The following is an 18,460-nucleotide window of genomic DNA, read 5'->3' as shown; positions in this document are numbered from 1 at the left end:
ACGTCGAGCGTGCGCCCGGCAACCTTCCAGCACCAGCGAGAGTTCCTGACACGACGATGTAGCGTCGCTGCATGGACGTCCGCGCGCTGGAGACCCTCCGCGCGGTGCGGACGCAGGGCGGGGTCACCGCCGCGGCCGCCGTCCTGCACCTCACGCCGTCGGCGGTGTCGCAGCAGCTGGCCGTCCTCTCGCGGGAGGCCGGGGTGTCGCTCACCGAGCGGGTCGGGCGCGGGCTGCGGCTGACCGCGGCGGGGGAGGCGCTGGCCGAGGCGGCGGTCGACGTCGCGGTCGCCGTCGAGCGGGCCCGGGCCGCCTGCGCCGCCTTCCTCGAGCGCCCCGAGGGCACCGTGCGGGTGTCGGCGTTCCAGAGCGGCGCCCAGCTGCTGCTGCCGCCGCTGCTCACCCGGGTGCGCGCGCTCGGCGGGATCACCGTCGAGTGCTCGGACGAGGACGTCGCGCTCGACGAGTTCCCCGCGCTCACCGACCGGGTCGACGTCGTCGTCGCCCACCGGCCCGACGGCGCCCAGTGGCCCGTCCCCGGGCTGCGCGTCGTCCCGCTGCTGCGCGAGCCGCTCGACGTCGCCGTGCCCCGTGACCACCCGCTGGCCGGCCGGTCGCAGGTGCGCCCCGGGGACCTGGTGGACGAGGACTGGATCGCCGTCCGCGAGGGCTTCCCGGTCGCCACGGTGCTGGCCGCCGTCGCGGCGGGGTCGGGCGCCGCGCCGCGGATCACGCACCGGATCAACGACTTCTCCGTCGTCGAGGCGCTGGTGGCCGCCGGGCACGGGATCTCGCTGCTGCCGCGGTTCACCGGCGGCGGCCACCCGGGCGTGCGGCTGCTGCCGCTGGTGGGGGTGCGGGCCGGCCGGCAGGTCGACGCGCTGCTGCGGCCGGACACCGCCGAGCGGCTGGTCGTGCGCCGGGTGCTCGACGCGCTCGTGGACGTCGCCGCGGAGGCCGCGGGCGGGTGAGGCCGGTCAGCGCCGGTTCCGGCGGGCGATCTCGGCGCTGAGCACCGTCGCGAACGCCGTCCAGGCCGCGTAGGGGAGCAGTGCCCGGCCCGCGGCACGGTCCACCCGGCCGGTGCGCCGCGTGAGGTCGGCCGTCGACGCCGCCAGCAGCGCCGCCTCCGCCGCCGCCAGCGGCGGCCGGTGCGCGCGGAAGAAGGTCCACGTCCAGCCCGCGTTGAGCACGAGGTTGCCGGCGAGGGCCCGGGCGTCCGCCGGCTCTCCCCGCTCCAGGAGGCGCCCGCCGGCGAGGGCCAGCAGCGCGTACAGCGCCGTCCACGCGATCCCGAACACCGGGCCGGGCGGCTGCCAGCGGGGCCTGTCGAGCCCGCGGTACCAGGACGAGCCGACGTCGGTCCCGGCGGAGCCGACCAGGGCGGTCAGCCCGACGGCGGCCGAGGAGGTCAGCAGGGGGCGTCGCACGGGGTCAGCCTGCGCCGTCGGCGGCGGGCCCGCCCGCGGAGTTCAGGGCTTCCAGCGGTGCAGGCCGGTGACCCGGCGGACGGCGGCGGCCGCCACCCGGTACGGCACCTTGTCCAGCACCGCGGCCAGCTTCGCGTCCGGCCCGACGGTCACCCGGAACCGCGGGCGGCCGGAGTCGAGCGCCCGGGCGACGGCGTGCGCCACCTCGCGGGGGTCGCGCGAGCGGGGGAGGTGCTCCTCCTCGACGAACCGCTCGACGGTCTGCAGCAGGCCGCGGTAGGGGCTGCCGGGCGGGGTGATGCGCGGCGTCGTCGCCCAGATCGCGGTGTCGTAGTTGCCCGGCTCGACCAGCACCACCCGGACGCCGAACGGCTCGACCTCGTAGGCCAGCGACTCCGCCCAGCCCTCGAGCGCCCACTTCGACGCGCAGTACAGCGACAGCCCGGGGTTGCCGTAGCGGGCGGAGTCGCTGGAGACGAGGACCAGCCGCCCGGCCCGCTGCCGCCGCATCACCGGCAGCACCAGCTGGGTGAGCCGGAGGGCGCCGAGCAGGTTGGTGTCGAGGACCCGGCGCCACTCGTCCTCGTCGGTGTCCTCGAACGCGCCCCCGCTCGCGGTGCCGGCGTTGTTCACCAGCGCGTCGAGCCGGCCGCCGGTGAGCGCGAGGGTCTCCGCCACCGCCCGCCGGGAGGACTCCGCGTCGGTCACGTCCAGCTGGACGACGTCGAGCGGCTCCAGCCCCGCGTCCCGGGTGCGGGCGTCGAGCGCGGCCCGCCGGCCCGGGTCGCGCATCGAGGCGACGACGTGCCGGCCGCGGCGGGCCAGCTCGACGGCGGTCTCGAGGCCGAGCCCGGAGGAGCACCCGGTGACCAGGACGGTGCGCTGCTCGTTGTCCACGGCGACCGCATCGGCAGTCCGGCCGGCCGACCGGACGACACCCGCGGCTCAGACGCGGTCGGCTGCCGGGCCGGGCTGCTCCTGGCCCGCGGTCGCGGCCCAGCTGGCGAGGACCTTGAGGGCGTCCTCGGACGGGGTGCCGGGCTCGGCGGTGTAGACGGTCATGCGCAGGTCCGCGGAGTCCTCGGCCGGCAGGTCGAACGTGTGGTAGCCGAGGTCGAGCGTGCCGACGACGGGGTGGCGGAACTGCTTGGCGCCGTCGTGGTGGATGCGGACGTCGTGCGCCGCCCAGCGGACCCGGAACTCCTCGCTGACCGTGGACAGCTCCCCGACGAGCTCGCGCAGCTGCGCGTCGAACGGGCGGCGGCCGGCCTCCCCGCGCAGCAGCGCGACGGTGGTGTTGGCGGCGAGCTCCCAGTCCCCGTAGTAGTCGCGCGCCCGCGGGTCGAGGAACTGGAACCGGGCGGAGTTCGCGGGCCGTCGCGGGGCGTCGAACAGCGGTGAGTGCAGCGCCCGGCCCAGGGCGTTGGTCGCGAGGACGTCGAGGCGGCCGTTCGCGACGAGGGCCGCCGAACCCGTCATCGAGTCCAGCATCCACTGCACCTGCGGCGGGATCGCGGCCCGGCTGCGGCGCTGCGGCGCGCGGGCCGGCCGGGCGGCGGAGCGGGCCAGGTTGAACAGGTGGGTCCGCTCGGCCTCGGTCAGCTGCAGCGCCCGGGCGACGGCCTCCAGCACGTCCTCCGACACCCCGGCGATGTGGCCCTTCTCCAGCCGCGTGTACCAGTCGGTGCTCACCCCGGCGAGAACGGCGACCTCCTCGCGGCGCAGCCCGGGCACCCGCCGGCGCCCGCCGCCGGGCAGCAGGCCGGCCCGCTCCGGGCTGATCCGGGCGCGCCGGCTCACCAGGAAGTCGCGGATGTCGGCGCGGTTGTCCACGCCTGTCGACGGTACGGCGGCCCGCCGGGCCAGGGGGGTCGTGGCAGTACCCCCCACGAACCCGACCCCCCGCGCGTGCGGCGGAGGGGGTTCCGTGGAGGCCACACCCCGATCGAGGAGGAGCACCACCGTGCGAGGAGCCGTCCTGTACGCCCCCGGCGACGTCCGCGTCGAGGACCGCCCGGACCCGAGGATCGAGCAGCCCACCGACGCCGTCATCCGGCTCACCGCCGCCTGCGTGTGCGGCTCGGACCTGTGGCCCTACCGCGGCATCGAGGCGGTGGACGGCCCGTCGCCGATGGGGCACGAGTACGCCGGTGTCGTCGAGGAGGTCGGCAGCGAGGTCCGCACCGTGCGGCCCGGGCAGTTCGTCGTCGGCTCGTTCTTCGCCTCCGACAACACCTGCGAGATCTGCCGGGCCGGCTACCAGACGCACTGCGTCGACCGGCAGCCCGGCGCCCCCACCGGCGCGCAGGCCCAGTACGCGCGGATCCCGCTGGCCGACGGCACGCTCGTCGCCACCCCGGACACCCCGTCCGAGGACCTGGTCCCGTCGCTGCTCGCCGCCTCCGACGTGCTGGGCACCGGCTGGTTCGCCGCCGTCGCCGCCGAGGCCGGGCCGGGGAAGACGGTGGCCGTCGTCGGCGACGGCGCGGTCGGCCTGCTCGGCGTCCTGGCCGCCCGGCAGCTCGGCGCCGAGCGGGTCGTCGTCTTCAGCCGGCACGAGGACCGGCAGCGGCTGGCCCGCGAGTTCGGTGCCACCGACGTCCTCACCACCCGCGGCGACGAGGGCGTCACCGAGCTCAGGGAGCTCACCCGCGGCCTGGGCGCGCACTCGGTGATCGAGGCGGTGGGCACCCAGGAGTCGATGATGCAGGCCGTCCGCGCCACCCGGGCCGGTGGCCACGTCGGGTACGTCGGCGTCTCGCACGACGTCTCGCTGCCCGGCCGGGAGCTGTTCTTCTCCGGCGTCCACCTGCACGGCGGCCCCGCCCCGGTGCGCCGCTTCCTGCCCGAGCTGATCGACCTGATCTGCACCCGGGCCATCGACCCCGGGAGGGTCTTCGACCTCGAGCTCCCGCTGGAGCAGGCCGCCGAGGGCTACCGCGCGATGGACGAGCGCCGCGCGATCAAGGCGCTGTTGCGCCCCTGAGGGCGAGACCCCGGGCAGACCACCCGCGGCTCGATCGCCGCCGCCGCCCCGCCGTCGACCGACGGCGACCACCCACCCCGAACGGAGAGCACACCCGCATGCGCGTCAACGCCTACGCCGCCCCCGCCGCGGGCCGCCCGCTGGCCCCCACGACGATCGAGCGCCGCGACGTCGGCCCCCGAGACGTCCTCGTCGAGATCCGGTACGCCGGCATCTGCCACTCCGACATCCACACCGTCAACGGCGACTGGGGGCCGCAGCCGTTCCCCGTCGTCCCCGGCCACGAGATCGTCGGCGTCGTCGCCGAGGTCGGCGCCGACGTCACCCGGCACCGGGTCGGCGACCTCGTCGGCGTCGGCTGCATGGTGGACTCCTGCGGCGAGTGCGCCAACTGCCGCAACGGCGACGAGCAGTACTGCCTGGCCGGCATGGTCGCCACCTACGCCGGCACCGACCGCGACGGCACCACCACCCAGGGCGGCTACTCCACCCACGTCGTCGTGGACGCCGGCTTCGTCCTGCGGGTGCCCGACGGCATCGACCCGGCGGCCGCCGCGCCGCTGCTGTGCGCCGGCATCACCACGTGGTCGCCGCTGCGCCGCTGGGGCGCCGGGCCGGGCCGGCGGGTCGCCGTGGTCGGGCTCGGCGGGCTGGGCCACATGGCCGTCAAGCTCGCCGCCGCGATGGGCGCCGAGGTCACGGTGCTGTCCCAGTCGCTGAAGAAGCAGGAGGACGGCCTCCGGCTCGGCGCCACCCACTACGCCGCCACCAGCGACCCGGACACGTTCACGCAGCTGGCCGGCCGGTTCGACCTGGTCGTCAACACCGTCAGCGCGCCGATCGACGTCGACGCGTACCTGTCGCTGCTGGCCGTGGACGGCGCGCTGGTGAACGTCGGGGCGCCCGCCGAGCCGCTGAGCCTGCACGCCATGTCGCTGATCGGCGGCCGGCGTACGTACGCCGGCTCGATGATCGGCGGCATCGCCGAGACCCAGGAGATGCTCGACTTCTGCGGCGCGCACGGGATCGGCGCCGAGGTCGAGGTCATCCCCGCCGACCGGGTCAACGACGCCTACGAGCGGGTGCTCGCCTCCGACGTGCGCTACCGGTTCGTCATCGACACCGCCACCCTCCGCTGACCGCCGGCGCGGGCCCCGTCCCCGGGGCCCGCGCCGCCGTCAGCGGCTCGTGAGGACGACGAGCCGCCGGGTCGCCCGGGTCATCGCGACGTACCGGTCGACCGCCCCCTCGATGCCCCCGCCGAACCGGCCGGGGTCGACGAGGACGACCAGGTCGAACTCCAGCCCCTTCGCCAGCACCGGCGTCAGGGACCGGACACGCGGCATCGCCGGGAACGCCGGGGCGCCGATGACGCAGGCGGTGCCCTCCGCGTGCGCGGCCAGCCAGCCGTCCACGACCGCCCGCAGGTCCGCGGTGGAGCCGTGCGTGACGGGGACGCCGGTGCTGCGGATCGACGTCGGCACGTTGGCGTCGGGGATCGCGGCCCGGATGACCGGCGCGGCCTCGGCCATGACCTCCTCGGGCGTGCGGTAGTTGACCGTCAGCGAGGACACCCGGACGTCGGCGAGGCCGACCCGCTCCAGCCGCTCCTCCCACGACTCCGGAAAGCCGTGCCGGGCCTGCGCGCGGTCCCCGACGACGGTGAGGCTGCGGGACGGGCAGCGGCGCAGCAGCACCTGCCACTCGGCGTCGGTCAGCTCCTGCGCCTCGTCGACGACGACGTGCGCGAACGGGCCGGCGAGCACGTCCGGGTCGGCCTGGGGGAGCGCGGCCTCGTCGACCAGGGCGTCGCGCAGGTCCTGGTGGCGCAGCGTGGTCATCAGCAGCAGCTCGGAGTCGTCGGCCGCGACGAGCTCGTCGATGACGCCGGCCATCCGCTCGCGCTCGGCCGCGACGACGGCGTCGTGCCGGCGCCGCCGCCGCTCCACCTCCGGGTCGCCGATCCGCAGGCGCGCCGCGTCGAGCAGCGGCAGGTCCGACACCGTCCACGCCCGGCGGTCCGCGCGCTGCAGCGCCCGGACGTCGTCGGCGCCGAGCCAGGGGGCGCACCGGCGCAGGTAGGCCGGCACCGACCACAGGTCCCCGACGACGTCGGCGGCCTCCAGCAGCGGCCACGCGCGGTCGAACGCCGCGCGCAGCTCGCCGTCGCGCCGCACCGCCCGCCGCACCTCCTCCGGCTCGGCGTCCTCGCCGTCGTGCGCGTCGACCACGATGGAGACCAGCGCCTCCCACGCCTGCCCGCGCGCCTCGTTGTGCGGGGTGCCGGGGTCGGGCGCCTCGAACGCCTCGGCCCAGTCGTCGGGGCCCAACCGCACGTCGGCCCAGGGCGTCGTGACCGTCGTCCCCCGGCGGGGCGGCTCCTCGTGGAAGCGCACCGCCGCCTCGACGGCCTCGGCCATCCGCGCGGACGCCTTGAGCCCGGCCACGCGCGGGTCGGCCTCGGCCCCGGCCGTCGCGCCCTCGGGCACCAGGTCCCGCAGCGTGCAGGTGCGCACGCCCTCCTCGCCGAGGCTGGGCAGGACGTCGGAGACGTAGGCCAGGTAGGGCTCGTGCGGGCCGACGAACAGCACCCCGCCCCGGTGGTGCCCGAGGCGCGGGTCGGAGTAGAGGAGGTACGCGGTGCGGTGCAGCGCGACGACCGTCTTGCCCGTCCCCGGGCCGCCGTCGACGACGAGCGCGCCGCGGGAGCCCGCGCGGATGATCGCGTCCTGGTCGGCCTGGATGGTGCCGAGCACGTCCCGCATCCGGTCCGACCGGTCGCTGCCGAGGCTGGCGATGAACGCGGACTGGTCGTCGAGCGCGGCGTGCCCCCGGAGCCCCTCGGGGGTGAACACCTCGTCCCAGTAGTCGGTGATCCGGCCGCGGGTCCAGCGGTACCGGCGGCGGCTGGCCAGCCCCATCGGGTCGGCGTGGGTGGCGCCGAAGAACGGCTCGGCGGCCGGCGAGCGCCAGTCGACCAGCAGCCGGCGGCCCGCGCCGTCGGTGAGGCCGAGCCGCCCGACGTAGACCGGCTCGCCGCCGTCCGCGGGCACCATGCGCCCGAGGCACAGGTCCAGGCCGAAGCGGCGCAGGGTCCGCAGCCGCGCGGTGAGCCGGTGCACCTCCAGGTCCCGGTCCAGCGCCGCCTGGCCGTGCCCGCCGGGGGACCGGCGCTCGGCGTCGAGGCGGTCGGTCAGCTCGGCGACGGTCCGCTCGAGGCTCGCCGCGACGGTGGTGAAGTGCGCGACGTCGTCCGCGACCAGCGCCGGGTCGGCCTTGGCCGCGAGGTCGTCGGGGAGGGCGAAGACGGCGGTGCTGAGGGGGCTCACGGCGGGCGAGTGTGGGCCCCGCCCCGGGTCTTGCCGCAAGCCCCGGGGCGGGTTATACGTTGAGGTGGGAGGAGCGGAAGCCCCGTCTCAGGTGCCCTCGCGGGGCGTCGTCCCCATCCGGGCCAGCACGATCGTCTCGACGATCTGCACGAGCGTGTAGAGCACCAGCGACACCGCGGTCACCACCACGACCGCCGACCAGACCAGCGAGAACTGCACCTGCGCGTACGCGGTCTGGATCGCCGAGCCGATGCCGTCGCCGGTGGCCAGCCACTCGACCAGCAGCGCCCCGGTGAGCGCGCCGGGCACGGAGACGCGGACGGCGGCGAACAACGCCGGCAGCGACGCGGGCAGCGCCACCTTCCGCAGCGCGGTCAGCGGGCCGCCGCCGTAGACGTGCACGACGTCGAGCACCTGTGGGGACGCCGACCGCAGCCCGAACGCGATCGTCACCAGCGCCGGGAACAGCACGACGATCCCGGCGACCACCGCGACCGTGGCGACGTCGCGCCCGAACACCAGGATGATCAGCGGCGTCATCGCGACCAGCGGCACCGAGCGCAGCAGCATCGCGATCGGCATGAGCGCGTGCTCCACGCCCCGCGACAGCCGGAACGCCGTCGCGCCGAGCAGCGCCACCACCAGGCCGGCGACGAAGCCGACCAGGGCGTGCCCCAGGCTCGTGCCCAGCCGGTCGAGCAGCAGCGCCCGGTGCTCGCCGGCGTCGTCGTCGGTGACCAGGTACGCCCACACGTCGAGCGGGCCCTTGGCGACGTAGGACGAGATGCCGGACAGCTCGATCACGCCGACCCACAGCACCCCGACGACGACCAGCGTCCCCAGGGAGGTGAGCAGCGAGCGCCCCAGCGCGCGCAGCACCGTCCGGGTGGCCTGCCGCCGGACCTCCCGGCGGCGGGCCGCGGCGGCGGACGGTGCGGTCGCCGGCCGCGGCCGGTCGAGCGTCTGCGCCATCAGGCCTGCCGTCCTCTCGACCACGGGGTCACGAACCGGGCGACGAGCCCGAGCAGGCCGAAGCCGACGACCGCCACCGCGCCGGAGGCCAGCGCGATGCCCCACACCCGCGCCGCGTTCAGCCCCTGCTGCGCGGCGGTCATGGCCGGCCCGATGCCGACGTCGACCTTGCCGAGGTACTCGCCGAGGACCGCGCCGAGGAAGCAGGCCGGCACCGCGATCTGCAGCGCGGTGAGGACGCCCGGCAGCGCGGCGACCAGCCGGACCTTGCGCAGCTGGGTGAGCGCCCCGCCGCCGTACACCGCGACCACGTCGAGCGCGGCCCGGTCGGCGGCGCGCAGGCCGAGCAGCGTGCCGACGACGGTGGTGAAGAAGCAGCTCAGCGCCGCGAGGAACACCGCCGTCCCGGAGGCCTCGCCGACCTCCGGGGCGCCGGCGACGATCAGCACCAGCGGGCCGACGGCGACGATCGGCACGCAGTAGGTGACGGTGGCCAGCTGCGTGACGACACCCTCGGTCCGCGGCACCACCAGGACGACGGCGGCCAGCAGCAGCGCCAGCCCGTTGCCCCACAGGAAGCCCTGGGTGCCCTCCTCGAGCGTCACCCCGAGGTTGCGGCCGTAGAACGACCAGCCGTCGGCGGCCCACTGGGCCACCACCTCGGGCGGGGTGGGGATCGCGTCGACCGAGCCGGCGCCGACGTCGGACAGCACCGTGACGGCGGCCAGCCACCACAGCGCGACGACCAGCGCCGACCCGAGCGCGCCGACCGCCCAGGACGGCAGCCGGACGCCGCTCACCCGCCGTCCCCGTCCGTCCCCGCGCCGGTGCCGAACAGCAGCTCCGACGCCCGGTCGACGTAGGCGTGGAACTCCGGCGTCCGCTGCATCTCCGGCGTCCGCGGGCGGGGGAGGTCGACGTCGATGACCTCCCGCACGCGGCCGGGCCGCGGGCTCATGACCGCCACCTGGTCGGAGAGGAACACCGCCTCGGTGATGCCGTGGGTGACCATCAGCGTGGTCGCCGGCTTCTCGGTCCAGATCCGCAGCAGCTCGAGGTTGAGCCGCTGGCGGGTCATGTCGTCCAGGGCGCCGAACGGCTCGTCGAGCAGCAGCACCGACGGCCTGAGGACCAGCGCCCGCGCGATCGACACGCGCTGGCGCATGCCGCCGGACAGCTGCGCGGGCTTCGCTCTCTCGAAGCCCTCGAGCCCGACGAGCGCGACGAGCTCGCGCACGTACGCGTCGTCGACCCGCACCCCGGCCACCTCGAAGGGCAGCCGGATGTTGGACAGCACGCTGCGCCAGGGCAGCAGCGCGGCGTCCTGGAAGGCGATGCCGAGCTCGTGCCCGCGGCGCAGCTCCTGCGGGCTCCTGCCGTCCACCCGGATGGAGCCGCCGGTCGGCTGCTCCAGCCCGGCCAGCACCCGCAGGATCGTGGACTTGCCGCAGCCCGAGGGCCCGAGCAGGGAGAGGAAGGTGCCGCGGTCGGTGTGCAGGTCCACCGCGGACAGGGCCTCGACCCGGCGGCGGCCCATCGCGAAGGTCTTGGACAGGCCGGTGATCTGCACGCCGGTGCCCGGGGCGGTGGCGCCCCGGGCACCGGGCGTCGTGGTCGTCTCGGTCACCGGTGCATCAGGGCCGGTAGTCCTTCAGCTCCGGGTTCTCCTCGTAGACCTCGTCGAGCAGGGACAGGTCGAACAGCTCGTCGGCCTCGATCTCGACGCCGGCGCCGGCCAGCGACTCGACGGTCTCCTGCTGGAGCTCCTCGGTGATCGTGAACAGGCCGTTGGCCTCGGTGTCCTCGGTGGTGATCAGCTCGTCGTTGGCGGTGTGCGCCGACTGCACCTCGTTCTCGCGGACCAGGCCGAGGTCGGCGCCGTAGCTCTCCAGGCAGACGTCGACGGCGGCCTCGGGGTCGGCCAGGACGTCGGTCCAGCCCCGGATCTCGGCGACGAGGAACGCCTTGAGCCTCTCGCGGTCCTCGGTGATCGCCTGCTCCGTGGCGGTGAACGTCTCGGCGACGAAGGGCAGCCCGTTGTCGGCGAAGGGCAGGTTGGTGACGGCCAGGCCCTGGCTCGCCACGGTGATCGACTCGTTGGTCAGGTAGGCGACGAAGCCGTCGACCTCGCCGTTGACCAGGACCGAGGGGTCGTACTGCACCGGCACGACCGTGACCTCGCCCGGGTCGATGCCGTTGGCGGCCAGCAGCGCCTGGAAGAGGCTCGTGTTGGAGTCCTGGACGCCGATCCGCTTGCCGACCATGTCCTGCGGCGTCGCGATGTCCCCGCCGTCGGCCAGCGACAGGATCGTGAACGGGTTCTTCTGGTACGTCGTCCCGATGATCCGGACCGGGGCGTCCTCGTTGGCGACGGCGGTGCCGACCGAGACGGCGTCGCTGAGCGCGACGTCGACCGAGCCCTGCACCAGCTCGGCGACGCCGGTGGAGGGGCCGGCGACGAGGTCGACCGAGGAGAAGCCGGCGTCGTCGTAGTAGCCGTTGGTGTCGGCCACGTACTCACCGAGGAACTCGGCGTTCTTGATCCAGGACAGCTGGACGGACAGCTCGCCGAAGCCGTCCTCGCCGGAGCCCTGCGGTCCGCCGGGGTCGTCGGACCCGCCGCAGGCGCCCAGGGCGAGGGCCAGGCCCACGGCGGAGGCCGCTGCGGCGGCCCGCCGGAGGGGGGAGCGGGTGGGGGACAGGGAGGTCATCGGGGTCCTCGCTCGGGTCGGCTGCGCGGTCAGCGGCGCCCGACCCTCGCCGACGTTCGTTTCCGCCCGAGGCGCGTCGTGTCACCGCCGGGTTACCGCCGGTCCCACGCCCCGTGAGGAACCCCACGCCGCTCCCGTCAGCCGACGGACTCCGTCGTCATCCGGTCCAGCACCTCCAGCCACGCCCGGCGGACGTGCACCGGCTGGTCGGCGACCAGGGAGCCCAGGTGCGCGGGGGTGAGCCGGCCGGGGTCGACGACGGTGTCGAAGGCGAGGCGGAAGACGAGGTCGCTGATCTGGTCGCTCGCGAGGCCCGCGTCGGTCAACGGCTGCAGGACCCACCGCGGGTCCGCCGGCATCGTGCTCACGGACGGTCTTCGTGCGCGGGCCGCGTCCCGGATGCACCCGGCCCCAGGTCGTACGCCTCGTCGTCGACCTGGACGACCATCCGGCCGTGCAGGACGTGGTAGGCCTTGGGCCGGCCGGCCGGTCCGGTGGAGCGGGGCGGCCGGACCCCGCGGCGCGTCGACCTCGAAGACCTCGTAGGCCGCGTCGGTGTGCTCCGCGTCGATCGTCACGGTGAGGGCGGCGTCCGGTGCACGGAGCTCGGCGCCCTCACCGACCGGGGTGTACTGCACCAGCTGTGTCATGGATCGACGCTGGGGACCAGTCGGGCACCGGCGACATCCCAGGATCCTGGGGATGTCCGGCGCCCGGCCGCGGCGACATGCTCGAGCGTGTGGCGGGAGCGGGCCGACCGCGTCCGCCGGGAGATCGCGGCACTGGCCGCCGCCGGGCTCGGCGTCGGTGACCTCGAGGCCACCGGGATCCGCCGGATCGGTGCCGTGGTCGGGGCCGATCTGACCTGCTGGGTCGCCATCGACACGGAGGAGCTGGTGGTCAGCACCGTGGTCAGCGGCGAGGACCGGATCCCGGCGGAGTACGGACCACGGCTGGCCGAGGCGGACGTGCAGGACCACCTCAAGTCGGTGTTCGCCGAGACCGGCGTGCGCAGCAGGGGCGACCTGGTGGCCCACCTCCGGCCGGCGACCTCCACGCCGTCGCCAAGTCCCTGAGCGGCCCGCGCCGGGACGGCCCGGCCCGCCGACGCGGTCCGCGCCGACGGTGTGGCGGTGCACCAGGGCGAGACGGGGCCCGCAGCACCGTCACCGGGTGTCTGATCGGGGCCACGGCCGGCCCGGCGGGGAGCGTGGTGCGATGACGTCGACGGCGCTGGTGGCGCGGGTGCTCTGGCTCCGGCGCCGGCTGCGTGCCCGGGAGCGGTGGACGCCGGTGCAGGTGGCCGCACACCAGGCGCGCGCCCTGGGAGTGCTGCGCGCGCACGCGATGGACGGCTCGCCGTTCTACCGTCGGTTGCACCGTGGACTGGAGGATGCGCCGCTGACCGCGCTGCCTCCCGTGAGCAAGGCGGCCCTGATGGACGCCTTCGACGAGGTGGTCACCGACCGGAGCCTGCGGCTGGCCGATCTGCAGGCCTACCTCGAGGCGGACCAGGCCGACGGCCGCGGGGACGGGCAGCTGTTCGCCGGCCGGTACTGGGTGGCGGCGACGTCGGGGAGCTCCGGTCGACGCAGCGTGATCCCCACCGACATCGACGAGTGGACAGCGGTGATCGCCTCCTATGCACGGGCCGGCGAGTGGGCCGGGGTCCGTGCCCGGCTCCGGCACCGCACCCGGATGGCCGTGGTCAGCTCCACCACGACCTGGCACCAGTCGTCCCGGGTCGCTGCCAGCATCCGCAGCCCGTTGGTCGACAGCACCCGGCTCGACGCGGCCGACCCCCTGCCCGGGATCGTCGCCCGGCTCAACCAGCTGCAGCCGGAGGTGCTCGTCGGCTACGCCTCGATGGTCCGGGTACTGGCCGAGGAGCAACTCGCCGGCCGGCTGACCATCGCGCCGCGGGCGGTGAACTCGGCCTCCGAGGTGCTCACGCCCGCCGCGCGGGAACTGGCGACCCGGGCCTGGGGCGTGGCACCGTTCGACGTGTACGCGGCGACCGAGACCGGCGGCATCGCCGCCGAGTGCGGGCACCACGCCGGCCTGCACCTGTTCGAGGACCTGGTCGTCGCCGAGCCTGTCGATGACGACTACGCCCCGGTGGCGGCCGGAGTCGCCGGGTCCCGGCTGCTGGTCACCGTGCTGTCCTCCCGCACGCTGCCGTTGATCCGGTTCGAGCTCACCGACCGGGTGCGGCTGTCGACCGCCGTCTGCCCGTGTGGGCTGCCGTTCCGGCTGGTGAGTGGCGTCGACGGCCGCACCGACGACGTGCTCACCCTGCCCGCCGCCGGCGGCGGCACGGTGGCGGTGCACCCGGTTGCGTTCCACCAGGTGTTCGACCTCCTCGACGCGGCCGGATGGCAGGTCCGTCAGGACGAGGACGGCGGGCTGACCGTGCTGCTCGCCGCTCCCGGCGCCGGTGTCGACCCCACCCGGCTCCAGGCCGACGTCGTCGGTGCGGTGGCCGCCGCCGGCGCGACCGCGACAGCAGTGCGGGTCCAGGTCGTCGACACCATCCCGGTCGGTGCGGCCGGCAAGCGGCCCCTGGTCGTCGCGCGGTCCGCCCATCGGGTGGACACGGGGCCGCCGTCCGGTTGAGGAACCGGCAGTCCGAGGGATCGGGCCTCGTGGTGACGCCGTGGGCCGCGGCGTCGGCCGGGCGCCCGTGCCGTGGACGCAGGTGGCCGGTGCCGGGCACCGACGACCTGGTTGCGGAAAGTACGGGCGGGGGGTATCTCTTGTACCGGGTACCCCAGGGGGGTATCCGGGGAGGAGGAGTGTCGTGACGAGCGCCGAGTACACCGTCCGAGGGATGACCCGTGGGCACTGCGCCGCCGCGGCCACCGGCCGGGTCCCCGTGCAGAGCCGCGGTCCGGTGACCGACGAAGCCGTGTCCGAGGCCGTCGGGGATGCCGGCTACGAGGTCGTCCCGGCCTCACCCGGACCCGGGGCGGAGCACTCCTCCGGTCACGACGTCGCCGCGCTGCCCCTGGCCGCCGCCGGGCTGCCCGACCCGGTGCTCGCCGGCGCGGCGATGGCGTTCTCCTCCGTGTTCGTCGTCTCCGACAGCCTGCGGCTGCGCCGCTTCCGCACCGCCGACGGTGCGGCACCGGCCGGCGCAGGCCCGGCCCCGGCGGCCGACGCGGCCAGGGACACACCACGGGAGACCACCCCGGCCCGCTGAGCGGCCGCCCACTCACTGCGAGACCCGCGCGCCCACGGGTGCGCGGTGGACCGAGAGGAGAGGTCATGGCAACGGATCCGACGACGGCCGTCCTGGAGGTCGCCGGCGTGCACTGGGCATCGGAGAAGGCGACGGTCGAGCGCGTGCTCGGCCGGCGCCCCGGCGTGCTCGGCGTCGAGGCCAACCCCGTCAGCCAGACCGCCACCGTCACCTACGACCCGACGCGGACGTCGGTGGCCGACCTCGCCGGCTGGATCCGCGACTGCGGCTACCACTGCGCCGGGCAGTCGGTGCCCCGGCACGTGTGCGACCCCGCCGCGGAGCCGCACACGCACCACGGCCAGGCCGCCCCCGCCGGGCACGCGACGGGCTCCGGCGGACACGACGGGATGACGCCACAGGACGCGATGGGTCACGGCGGACACCACGCCGGCACGTCGATGGACGACATGGCCAGGGACATGCGCAACCGGTTCCTGGTCGCCGCCCTCCTGTCGATCCCGATCCTGCTGTGGTCGCCGATCGGCCGGGAGGTCCTCGGCTTCACCGCACCCGCGCCGTTCGGCCTGCGCGACGACGTCCTCTCGCTGATCCTGTCGCTGCCGGTGGTCCTCTGGGCGGCCTGGATCTTCTTCGACGGTGCCTGGCGGGCGCTGCGCGCCAGGACGCTGGACATGATGGTGCTGGTCGCCGTCGCGGTCGGCGCGGGCTGGCTCTACAGCCTGGTGATCACCCTCACCGGCGGCGGGGAGGTCTTCTACGAGGCCGCCACCGTGCTCACCGCGTTCGTGCTGCTCGGGCACTGGTTCGAGATGCGCGCCCGCGGCGGTGCCAACGACGCGATCCGCACCCTGCTGGAACTCGCGCCGCCGCGTGCGGTCGTGCTCCGCGACGGGCAGCCGGTGGAGGTGCCCACCGCCGAGGTCGTCGTCGGCGACCTGCTGCTGGTCCGTCCCGGCGCCAAGGTCCCCGTCGACGGGAGGGTCGAGGACGGCGACTCGGAGGTCGACGAGTCGATGGTCACCGGCGAGAGCCTGCCGGTGCACAAGTCACCCGGCGACGAGGTCATCGGCGCCTCGGTCAACACCACCGGCACGCTGCGGGCGCGGGCGACGAGGGTCGGTTCCGACACCGCGCTGGCGCAGATCGTCGCGATGGTGCAGGAGGCGCAGAACTCGAAGGCGCCCGGCCAGCGGCTGGCCGACCGGGCCGCGTTCTGGCTCGTCCTCGTCGCGCTGGTCGGCGGCGGCCTCACCCTGGCCGTGTGGCTCCTGGCCGGGGCCTCGTTCGCCACGGCGATGCTGTTCGCGATCACCGTCGTCGTGATCACCTGCCCGGACGCGCTCGGCCTGGCCACCCCGACGGCGATCATGGTCGGCACCGGCCTGGGCGCGCAGCGCGGCGTGCTGTTCAAGAACGCCACCGCGCTGGAGACCGCCGCCCGGATCGACACCGTGGTGATGGACAAGACCGGCACCCTCACGAAGGGCGAGCCGGAGGTCACCGACGTCGTCGTCGAGGGGATGGAGCCCGACGACGTCCTGGCGCTGGCCGCCGCCGTCGAGCGGGAGTCCGAGCACCCACTGGCCACCGCCGTGGCCCGGCACGCCGACAGCCTCGGCGTCCCGGCCCTGACCGCCGCCGGCTTCCGCAACGTCCCCGGCCACGGGGCGTCCGCGGAGGTCGCCGGACGCCGCGTGCTGGTCGGCAACGTCAGGCTGATGGCCGACGAGGGCGTCGACCTCGGGACGCTCGGCGAGCGCCGGGACGAGCTGGCCGGCAGCGGGCGCACCGCCGTCCTGGTCGCCGTCGACGGCCGCGCCGCGGGTGTGATCGCCCTGGCCGACGCCCCGCGGGACACCTCGGCCGCCGCGGTGGCCGCGCTGCACGACACCGGGGTCCAGGTCGTGATGCTCAGCGGCGACAACGAGGCCACCGCCCGGCGCATCGCCGGCCGGCTCGGCATCGACACCGTCATCGCCGACGTCCTGCCCGGCGACAAGGCCGCGGAGATCATCGAGCTGCAGCGGTCCGGCAAGCGGGTGGCGATGGTCGGCGACGGGGTCAACGACGCCCCCGCGCTGGCGCAGGCCGACCTCGGCATCGCCATCGGCGCCGGCACCGACGTCGCCATCGAGACCGCCGACGTCGTCCTCATGCGCTCGGATCCGCTCGACGTCCCGACCGCGCTGACCATCGGCCGCGGCACCCTGCGCAAGATGAGGCAGAACCTGGGCTGGGCCATCGGCTACAACGCCGTCGCGCTGCCGATCGCGGCCGGGGTGTTCGAGCCGGCCTTCGGCCTGGTGCTGCGGCCGGAGATCGCCGCGCTGTCGATGTCGGGCTCGTCCTTCCTCGTCGCGGTCAACGCGCTGCTGCTCAAGCGACTGCGGTTGCCCGCCGCCCCGGCTGAGCCCGCGGCGACCCGCGCGCCGGCGCCGGAGCCGGTGACCCACTAGACCGGTGTGACCACGGCGACGGCGGGCCACCCGGCGGGGCGCCGGGTGGCCCGCCTAGCCTCGACCGTGATGGGCAGGAGCGGCGTGACGGACCGGGTGACGACGCCGCGGCTGGTCGTGACGCTGCTGCTGCTCGGCGCCGTGTTCGCGATGCACGGCCTGTCCTGCACCGGCACCGCGGACGCCGGCGCCGGGCACCCCACCCCGGCCGTGACGATCGCCGGGACATCCGCGCCCACCACGGCCGCGGTCGTGACCCACGTGCTCGCCGATCCGGTGCCCGGGCACCCCGTCGCCGGCCCGGTCGCTGCCGACCACGTCGGATCCGACGTCGCCGTCTCCGGTGCGGGGGCCGCGACCGTGGTGCCGTCGACGGACCACCGCAGCGCCCCGCACGGCTCGGCCGCCCACCTGTGGGCCGTCTGCCTCGCCGTGCTCGCCGCCGGCCTCGCGGCCGTGCTCGCCGCTCTCGCACCCCGGCTGATCGCGGTGGTGACGCTCGCGCTTCCCCGCGCCCTGGCCGGTGCCCGCGGCTCGCTGCCGCTGCCACGACCGCCGGACCTGCACGCCTTCTGCCTGCTGCGGACGTAGGCCGACCGCCGTCACCGCCCCGCCGCCGGCATCCGCCGGCCTGCGGCGGCGGTCCGCGCACGCCCTCGTCCCCACCATCCCCAGCAGGAGAAGCACGCCATGAACCGCACCACCGTCCGCCTCACCGGCCTCGCCGGCGCCCTCGTCACCGGCACCCTGCTGCTCGCCGGCTGCGGCGACGACCCCGCTGACGTCCCCGGGCACGGCTCGATGACGAGCAGCAGCGGCTCGGTCGGCTCCTCGGACACCGCCGAGGCCGACCACAACGACCAGGACGTCCGCTTCGCTCAGGAGATGATCCCGCACCACCGGTCCGCCATCACGATGGCGCAGATGGCCCAGGACCAGGCCGCCGACCAGCGGGTGGAGGACCTCGCAGGCCGCATCGAGGCCGCCCAGGACCCGGAGATCGAGACCATGACCGGCTGGCTCGCCGACTGGGGCGCCGCTGCCTCCGGCAGCGCCACCGACGGCGGCACGGGCGGGATGGACCACGACGGGACGGACCACGGCGACACGGACCACGGCGGCACGGGCGAGATGGACACCGGCGCCCTGGCCGGCACGTCCGGCGCCGAGTTCGACCGGATGTTCCTGACCATGATGATCGCCCACCACCAGGGGGCCGTGGAGATGGCCGAGACCGAGATCGCCGACGGGCAGGACGCCGACGCGATCGCCCTGGCGGAGTCGATCCGCGACGGCCAGACCGCCGAGATCGCCGAGATGCAGCAGCTGCTGGCCGAGCTCGACAGCTGACCCGCGCCGCGGCGGGGCGGG

18 protein-coding genes are annotated in these 18,460 nt (G+C 75.6%); 9 read left to right on the top strand and 9 right to left on the bottom strand.

The features are described 5' to 3' along the window. The first annotated feature begins 71 nt into the window (after nt 1-71). Nucleotides 72-971, top strand: a complete 900-nt coding sequence (locus ACI79L_RS19340) for a LysR family transcriptional regulator (RefSeq protein WP_456938339.1) — start codon at nt 72-74, stop codon at nt 969-971. Between the two features lie 6 nt (nt 972-977). On the opposite strand, the gene ACI79L_RS19335 is transcribed toward ACI79L_RS19340, so the two are convergent. From ACI79L_RS19335 to ACI79L_RS19325, 3 genes are read right to left on the bottom strand one after another with little or no spacing between them, the layout of a single operon-like run. Further along, nucleotides 978-1,430 carry a TspO/MBR family protein gene (locus ACI79L_RS19335; protein WP_456938338.1) on the bottom strand — a complete coding sequence of 151 codons (453 nt, stop codon included), beginning with the start codon at nt 1,428-1,430 and terminating at the stop codon, nt 978-980. Nucleotides 1,431-1,472: 42 nt separating this feature from the next. After that, nucleotides 1,473-2,327: an SDR family oxidoreductase gene (locus ACI79L_RS19330; RefSeq protein ID WP_456938337.1), complete on the bottom strand. Its 855-nt coding sequence runs from the start codon at nt 2,325-2,327 to the stop codon at nt 1,473-1,475. A 48-nt stretch (nt 2,328-2,375) separates the two neighbouring features. After that, nucleotides 2,376-3,263 (bottom strand): helix-turn-helix transcriptional regulator, encoded by an 888-nt coding sequence (locus ACI79L_RS19325; protein WP_456938336.1) that lies wholly within the window; start codon nt 3,261-3,263, stop codon nt 2,376-2,378. Between the two features lie 130 nt (nt 3,264-3,393). Here ACI79L_RS19325 and ACI79L_RS19320 point away from each other — a divergent pair, with 130 nt between their 5' ends. Further along, a complete protein-coding gene (locus ACI79L_RS19320; protein ID WP_456938335.1) occupies nt 3,394-4,416 on the top strand; it encodes a zinc-dependent alcohol dehydrogenase family protein in 1,023 nt (340 codons plus the stop codon). Nucleotides 4,417-4,514: 98 nt separating this feature from the next. Continuing rightward, on the top strand, nt 4,515-5,555 hold the full coding sequence (locus tag ACI79L_RS19315) for an NAD(P)-dependent alcohol dehydrogenase (protein WP_456938334.1): 1,041 nt from the start codon (nt 4,515-4,517) through the stop codon (nt 5,553-5,555). 39 nt (nt 5,556-5,594) lie between these two features. Here ACI79L_RS19315 and helR read toward each other — a convergent pair whose 3' ends face one another. The 6 genes from helR to ACI79L_RS19285 form a co-directional block, all read right to left on the bottom strand. Next, entirely contained in the window at nt 5,595-7,745 is a 2,151-nt protein-coding gene (gene helR, locus ACI79L_RS19310) for an RNA polymerase recycling motor ATPase HelR (RefSeq protein ID WP_456938333.1), read from the bottom strand. Between the two features lie 87 nt (nt 7,746-7,832). Next, a complete protein-coding gene (locus tag ACI79L_RS19305; protein WP_456938332.1) occupies nt 7,833-8,717 on the bottom strand; it encodes an ABC transporter permease in 885 nt (294 codons plus the stop codon). Next, nucleotides 8,717-9,517 carry an ABC transporter permease gene (locus tag ACI79L_RS19300; protein WP_456938331.1) on the bottom strand — a complete coding sequence of 267 codons (801 nt, stop codon included), beginning with the start codon at nt 9,515-9,517 and terminating at the stop codon, nt 8,717-8,719. The genes ACI79L_RS19305 and ACI79L_RS19300 overlap by 1 nt, the downstream gene beginning before the upstream one ends. Next, complete coding sequence (locus tag ACI79L_RS19295; protein WP_456938330.1) at nt 9,514-10,344, bottom strand: ABC transporter ATP-binding protein; 831 nt, start codon at nt 10,342-10,344, stop codon at nt 9,514-9,516. Before ACI79L_RS19295 ends, ACI79L_RS19300 begins: the two co-directional genes overlap by 4 nt. 7 nt (nt 10,345-10,351) lie before the next feature. Further along, nucleotides 10,352-11,428 (bottom strand): ABC transporter substrate-binding protein, encoded by a 1,077-nt coding sequence (locus ACI79L_RS19290; RefSeq protein ID WP_456938329.1) that lies wholly within the window; start codon nt 11,426-11,428, stop codon nt 10,352-10,354. 137 nt (nt 11,429-11,565) lie between these two features. Further along, on the bottom strand, nt 11,566-11,796 hold the full coding sequence (locus tag ACI79L_RS19285; protein WP_456938328.1) for a hypothetical protein: 231 nt from the start codon (nt 11,794-11,796) through the stop codon (nt 11,566-11,568). A gap of 369 nt (nt 11,797-12,165) precedes the next feature. Between ACI79L_RS19285 and ACI79L_RS19280 the strand changes: the two genes are divergently transcribed. The 6 genes from ACI79L_RS19280 (at nt 12,166) to ACI79L_RS19255 (ending at nt 18,439) form a co-directional block, all read left to right on the top strand. Next, nucleotides 12,166-12,504 (top strand): hypothetical protein, encoded by a 339-nt coding sequence (locus ACI79L_RS19280; RefSeq protein WP_456938327.1) that lies wholly within the window; start codon nt 12,166-12,168, stop codon nt 12,502-12,504. 142 nt (nt 12,505-12,646) lie between these two features. After that, entirely contained in the window at nt 12,647-14,044 is a 1,398-nt protein-coding gene (locus tag ACI79L_RS19275) for a phenylacetate--CoA ligase family protein (protein WP_456938326.1), read from the top strand. A gap of 214 nt (nt 14,045-14,258) precedes the next feature. Then, nucleotides 14,259-14,630 (top strand): hypothetical protein, encoded by a 372-nt coding sequence (locus tag ACI79L_RS19270; RefSeq protein WP_456938325.1) that lies wholly within the window; start codon nt 14,259-14,261, stop codon nt 14,628-14,630. A gap of 65 nt (nt 14,631-14,695) precedes the next feature. Beyond that, entirely contained in the window at nt 14,696-17,089 is a 2,394-nt protein-coding gene (locus ACI79L_RS19265; RefSeq protein ID WP_456938324.1) for a heavy metal translocating P-type ATPase, read from the top strand. An 84-nt stretch (nt 17,090-17,173) separates the two neighbouring features. Beyond that, nucleotides 17,174-17,680 (top strand): hypothetical protein, encoded by a 507-nt coding sequence (locus ACI79L_RS19260; RefSeq protein ID WP_456938323.1) that lies wholly within the window; start codon nt 17,174-17,176, stop codon nt 17,678-17,680. Nucleotides 17,681-17,779: 99 nt separating this feature from the next. Further along, entirely contained in the window at nt 17,780-18,439 is a 660-nt protein-coding gene (locus ACI79L_RS19255) for a DUF305 domain-containing protein (protein ID WP_456938322.1), read from the top strand. Nucleotides 18,440-18,460: the final 21 nt, after the last annotated feature.

It is taken from the genome of Geodermatophilus sp. SYSU D00684 (assembly GCF_054050455.1).
This window is presented reverse-complemented; position numbering and strand designations above follow the sequence as displayed.

Excerpts from the sequence above, each read along its gene's own strand:
- ACI79L_RS19340 (WP_456938339.1), top strand. The coding sequence starts at position 72 with ATGGACGTCCGCGCGCTGGAGACCCTCCGCGCGGTGCGGACGCAGGGC.
- ACI79L_RS19315 (WP_456938334.1), top strand. The coding sequence starts at position 4,515 with ATGCGCGTCAACGCCTACGCCGCCCCCGCCGCGGGCCGCCCGCTGGCC.
- ACI79L_RS19305 (WP_456938332.1), bottom strand. The coding sequence starts at position 8,717 with ATGGCGCAGACGCTCGACCGGCCGCGGCCGGCGACCGCACCGTCCGCC.
- ACI79L_RS19290 (WP_456938329.1), bottom strand. The coding sequence starts at position 11,428 with ATGACCTCCCTGTCCCCCACCCGCTCCCCCCTCCGGCGGGCCGCCGCA.
- ACI79L_RS19275 (WP_456938326.1), top strand. The coding sequence starts at position 12,647 with ATGACGTCGACGGCGCTGGTGGCGCGGGTGCTCTGGCTCCGGCGCCGG.
- ACI79L_RS19270 (WP_456938325.1), top strand. The coding sequence starts at position 14,259 with ATGACCCGTGGGCACTGCGCCGCCGCGGCCACCGGCCGGGTCCCCGTG.
- ACI79L_RS19265 (WP_456938324.1), top strand. The coding sequence starts at position 14,696 with ATGGCAACGGATCCGACGACGGCCGTCCTGGAGGTCGCCGGCGTGCAC.
- ACI79L_RS19255 (WP_456938322.1), top strand. The coding sequence starts at position 17,780 with ATGAACCGCACCACCGTCCGCCTCACCGGCCTCGCCGGCGCCCTCGTC.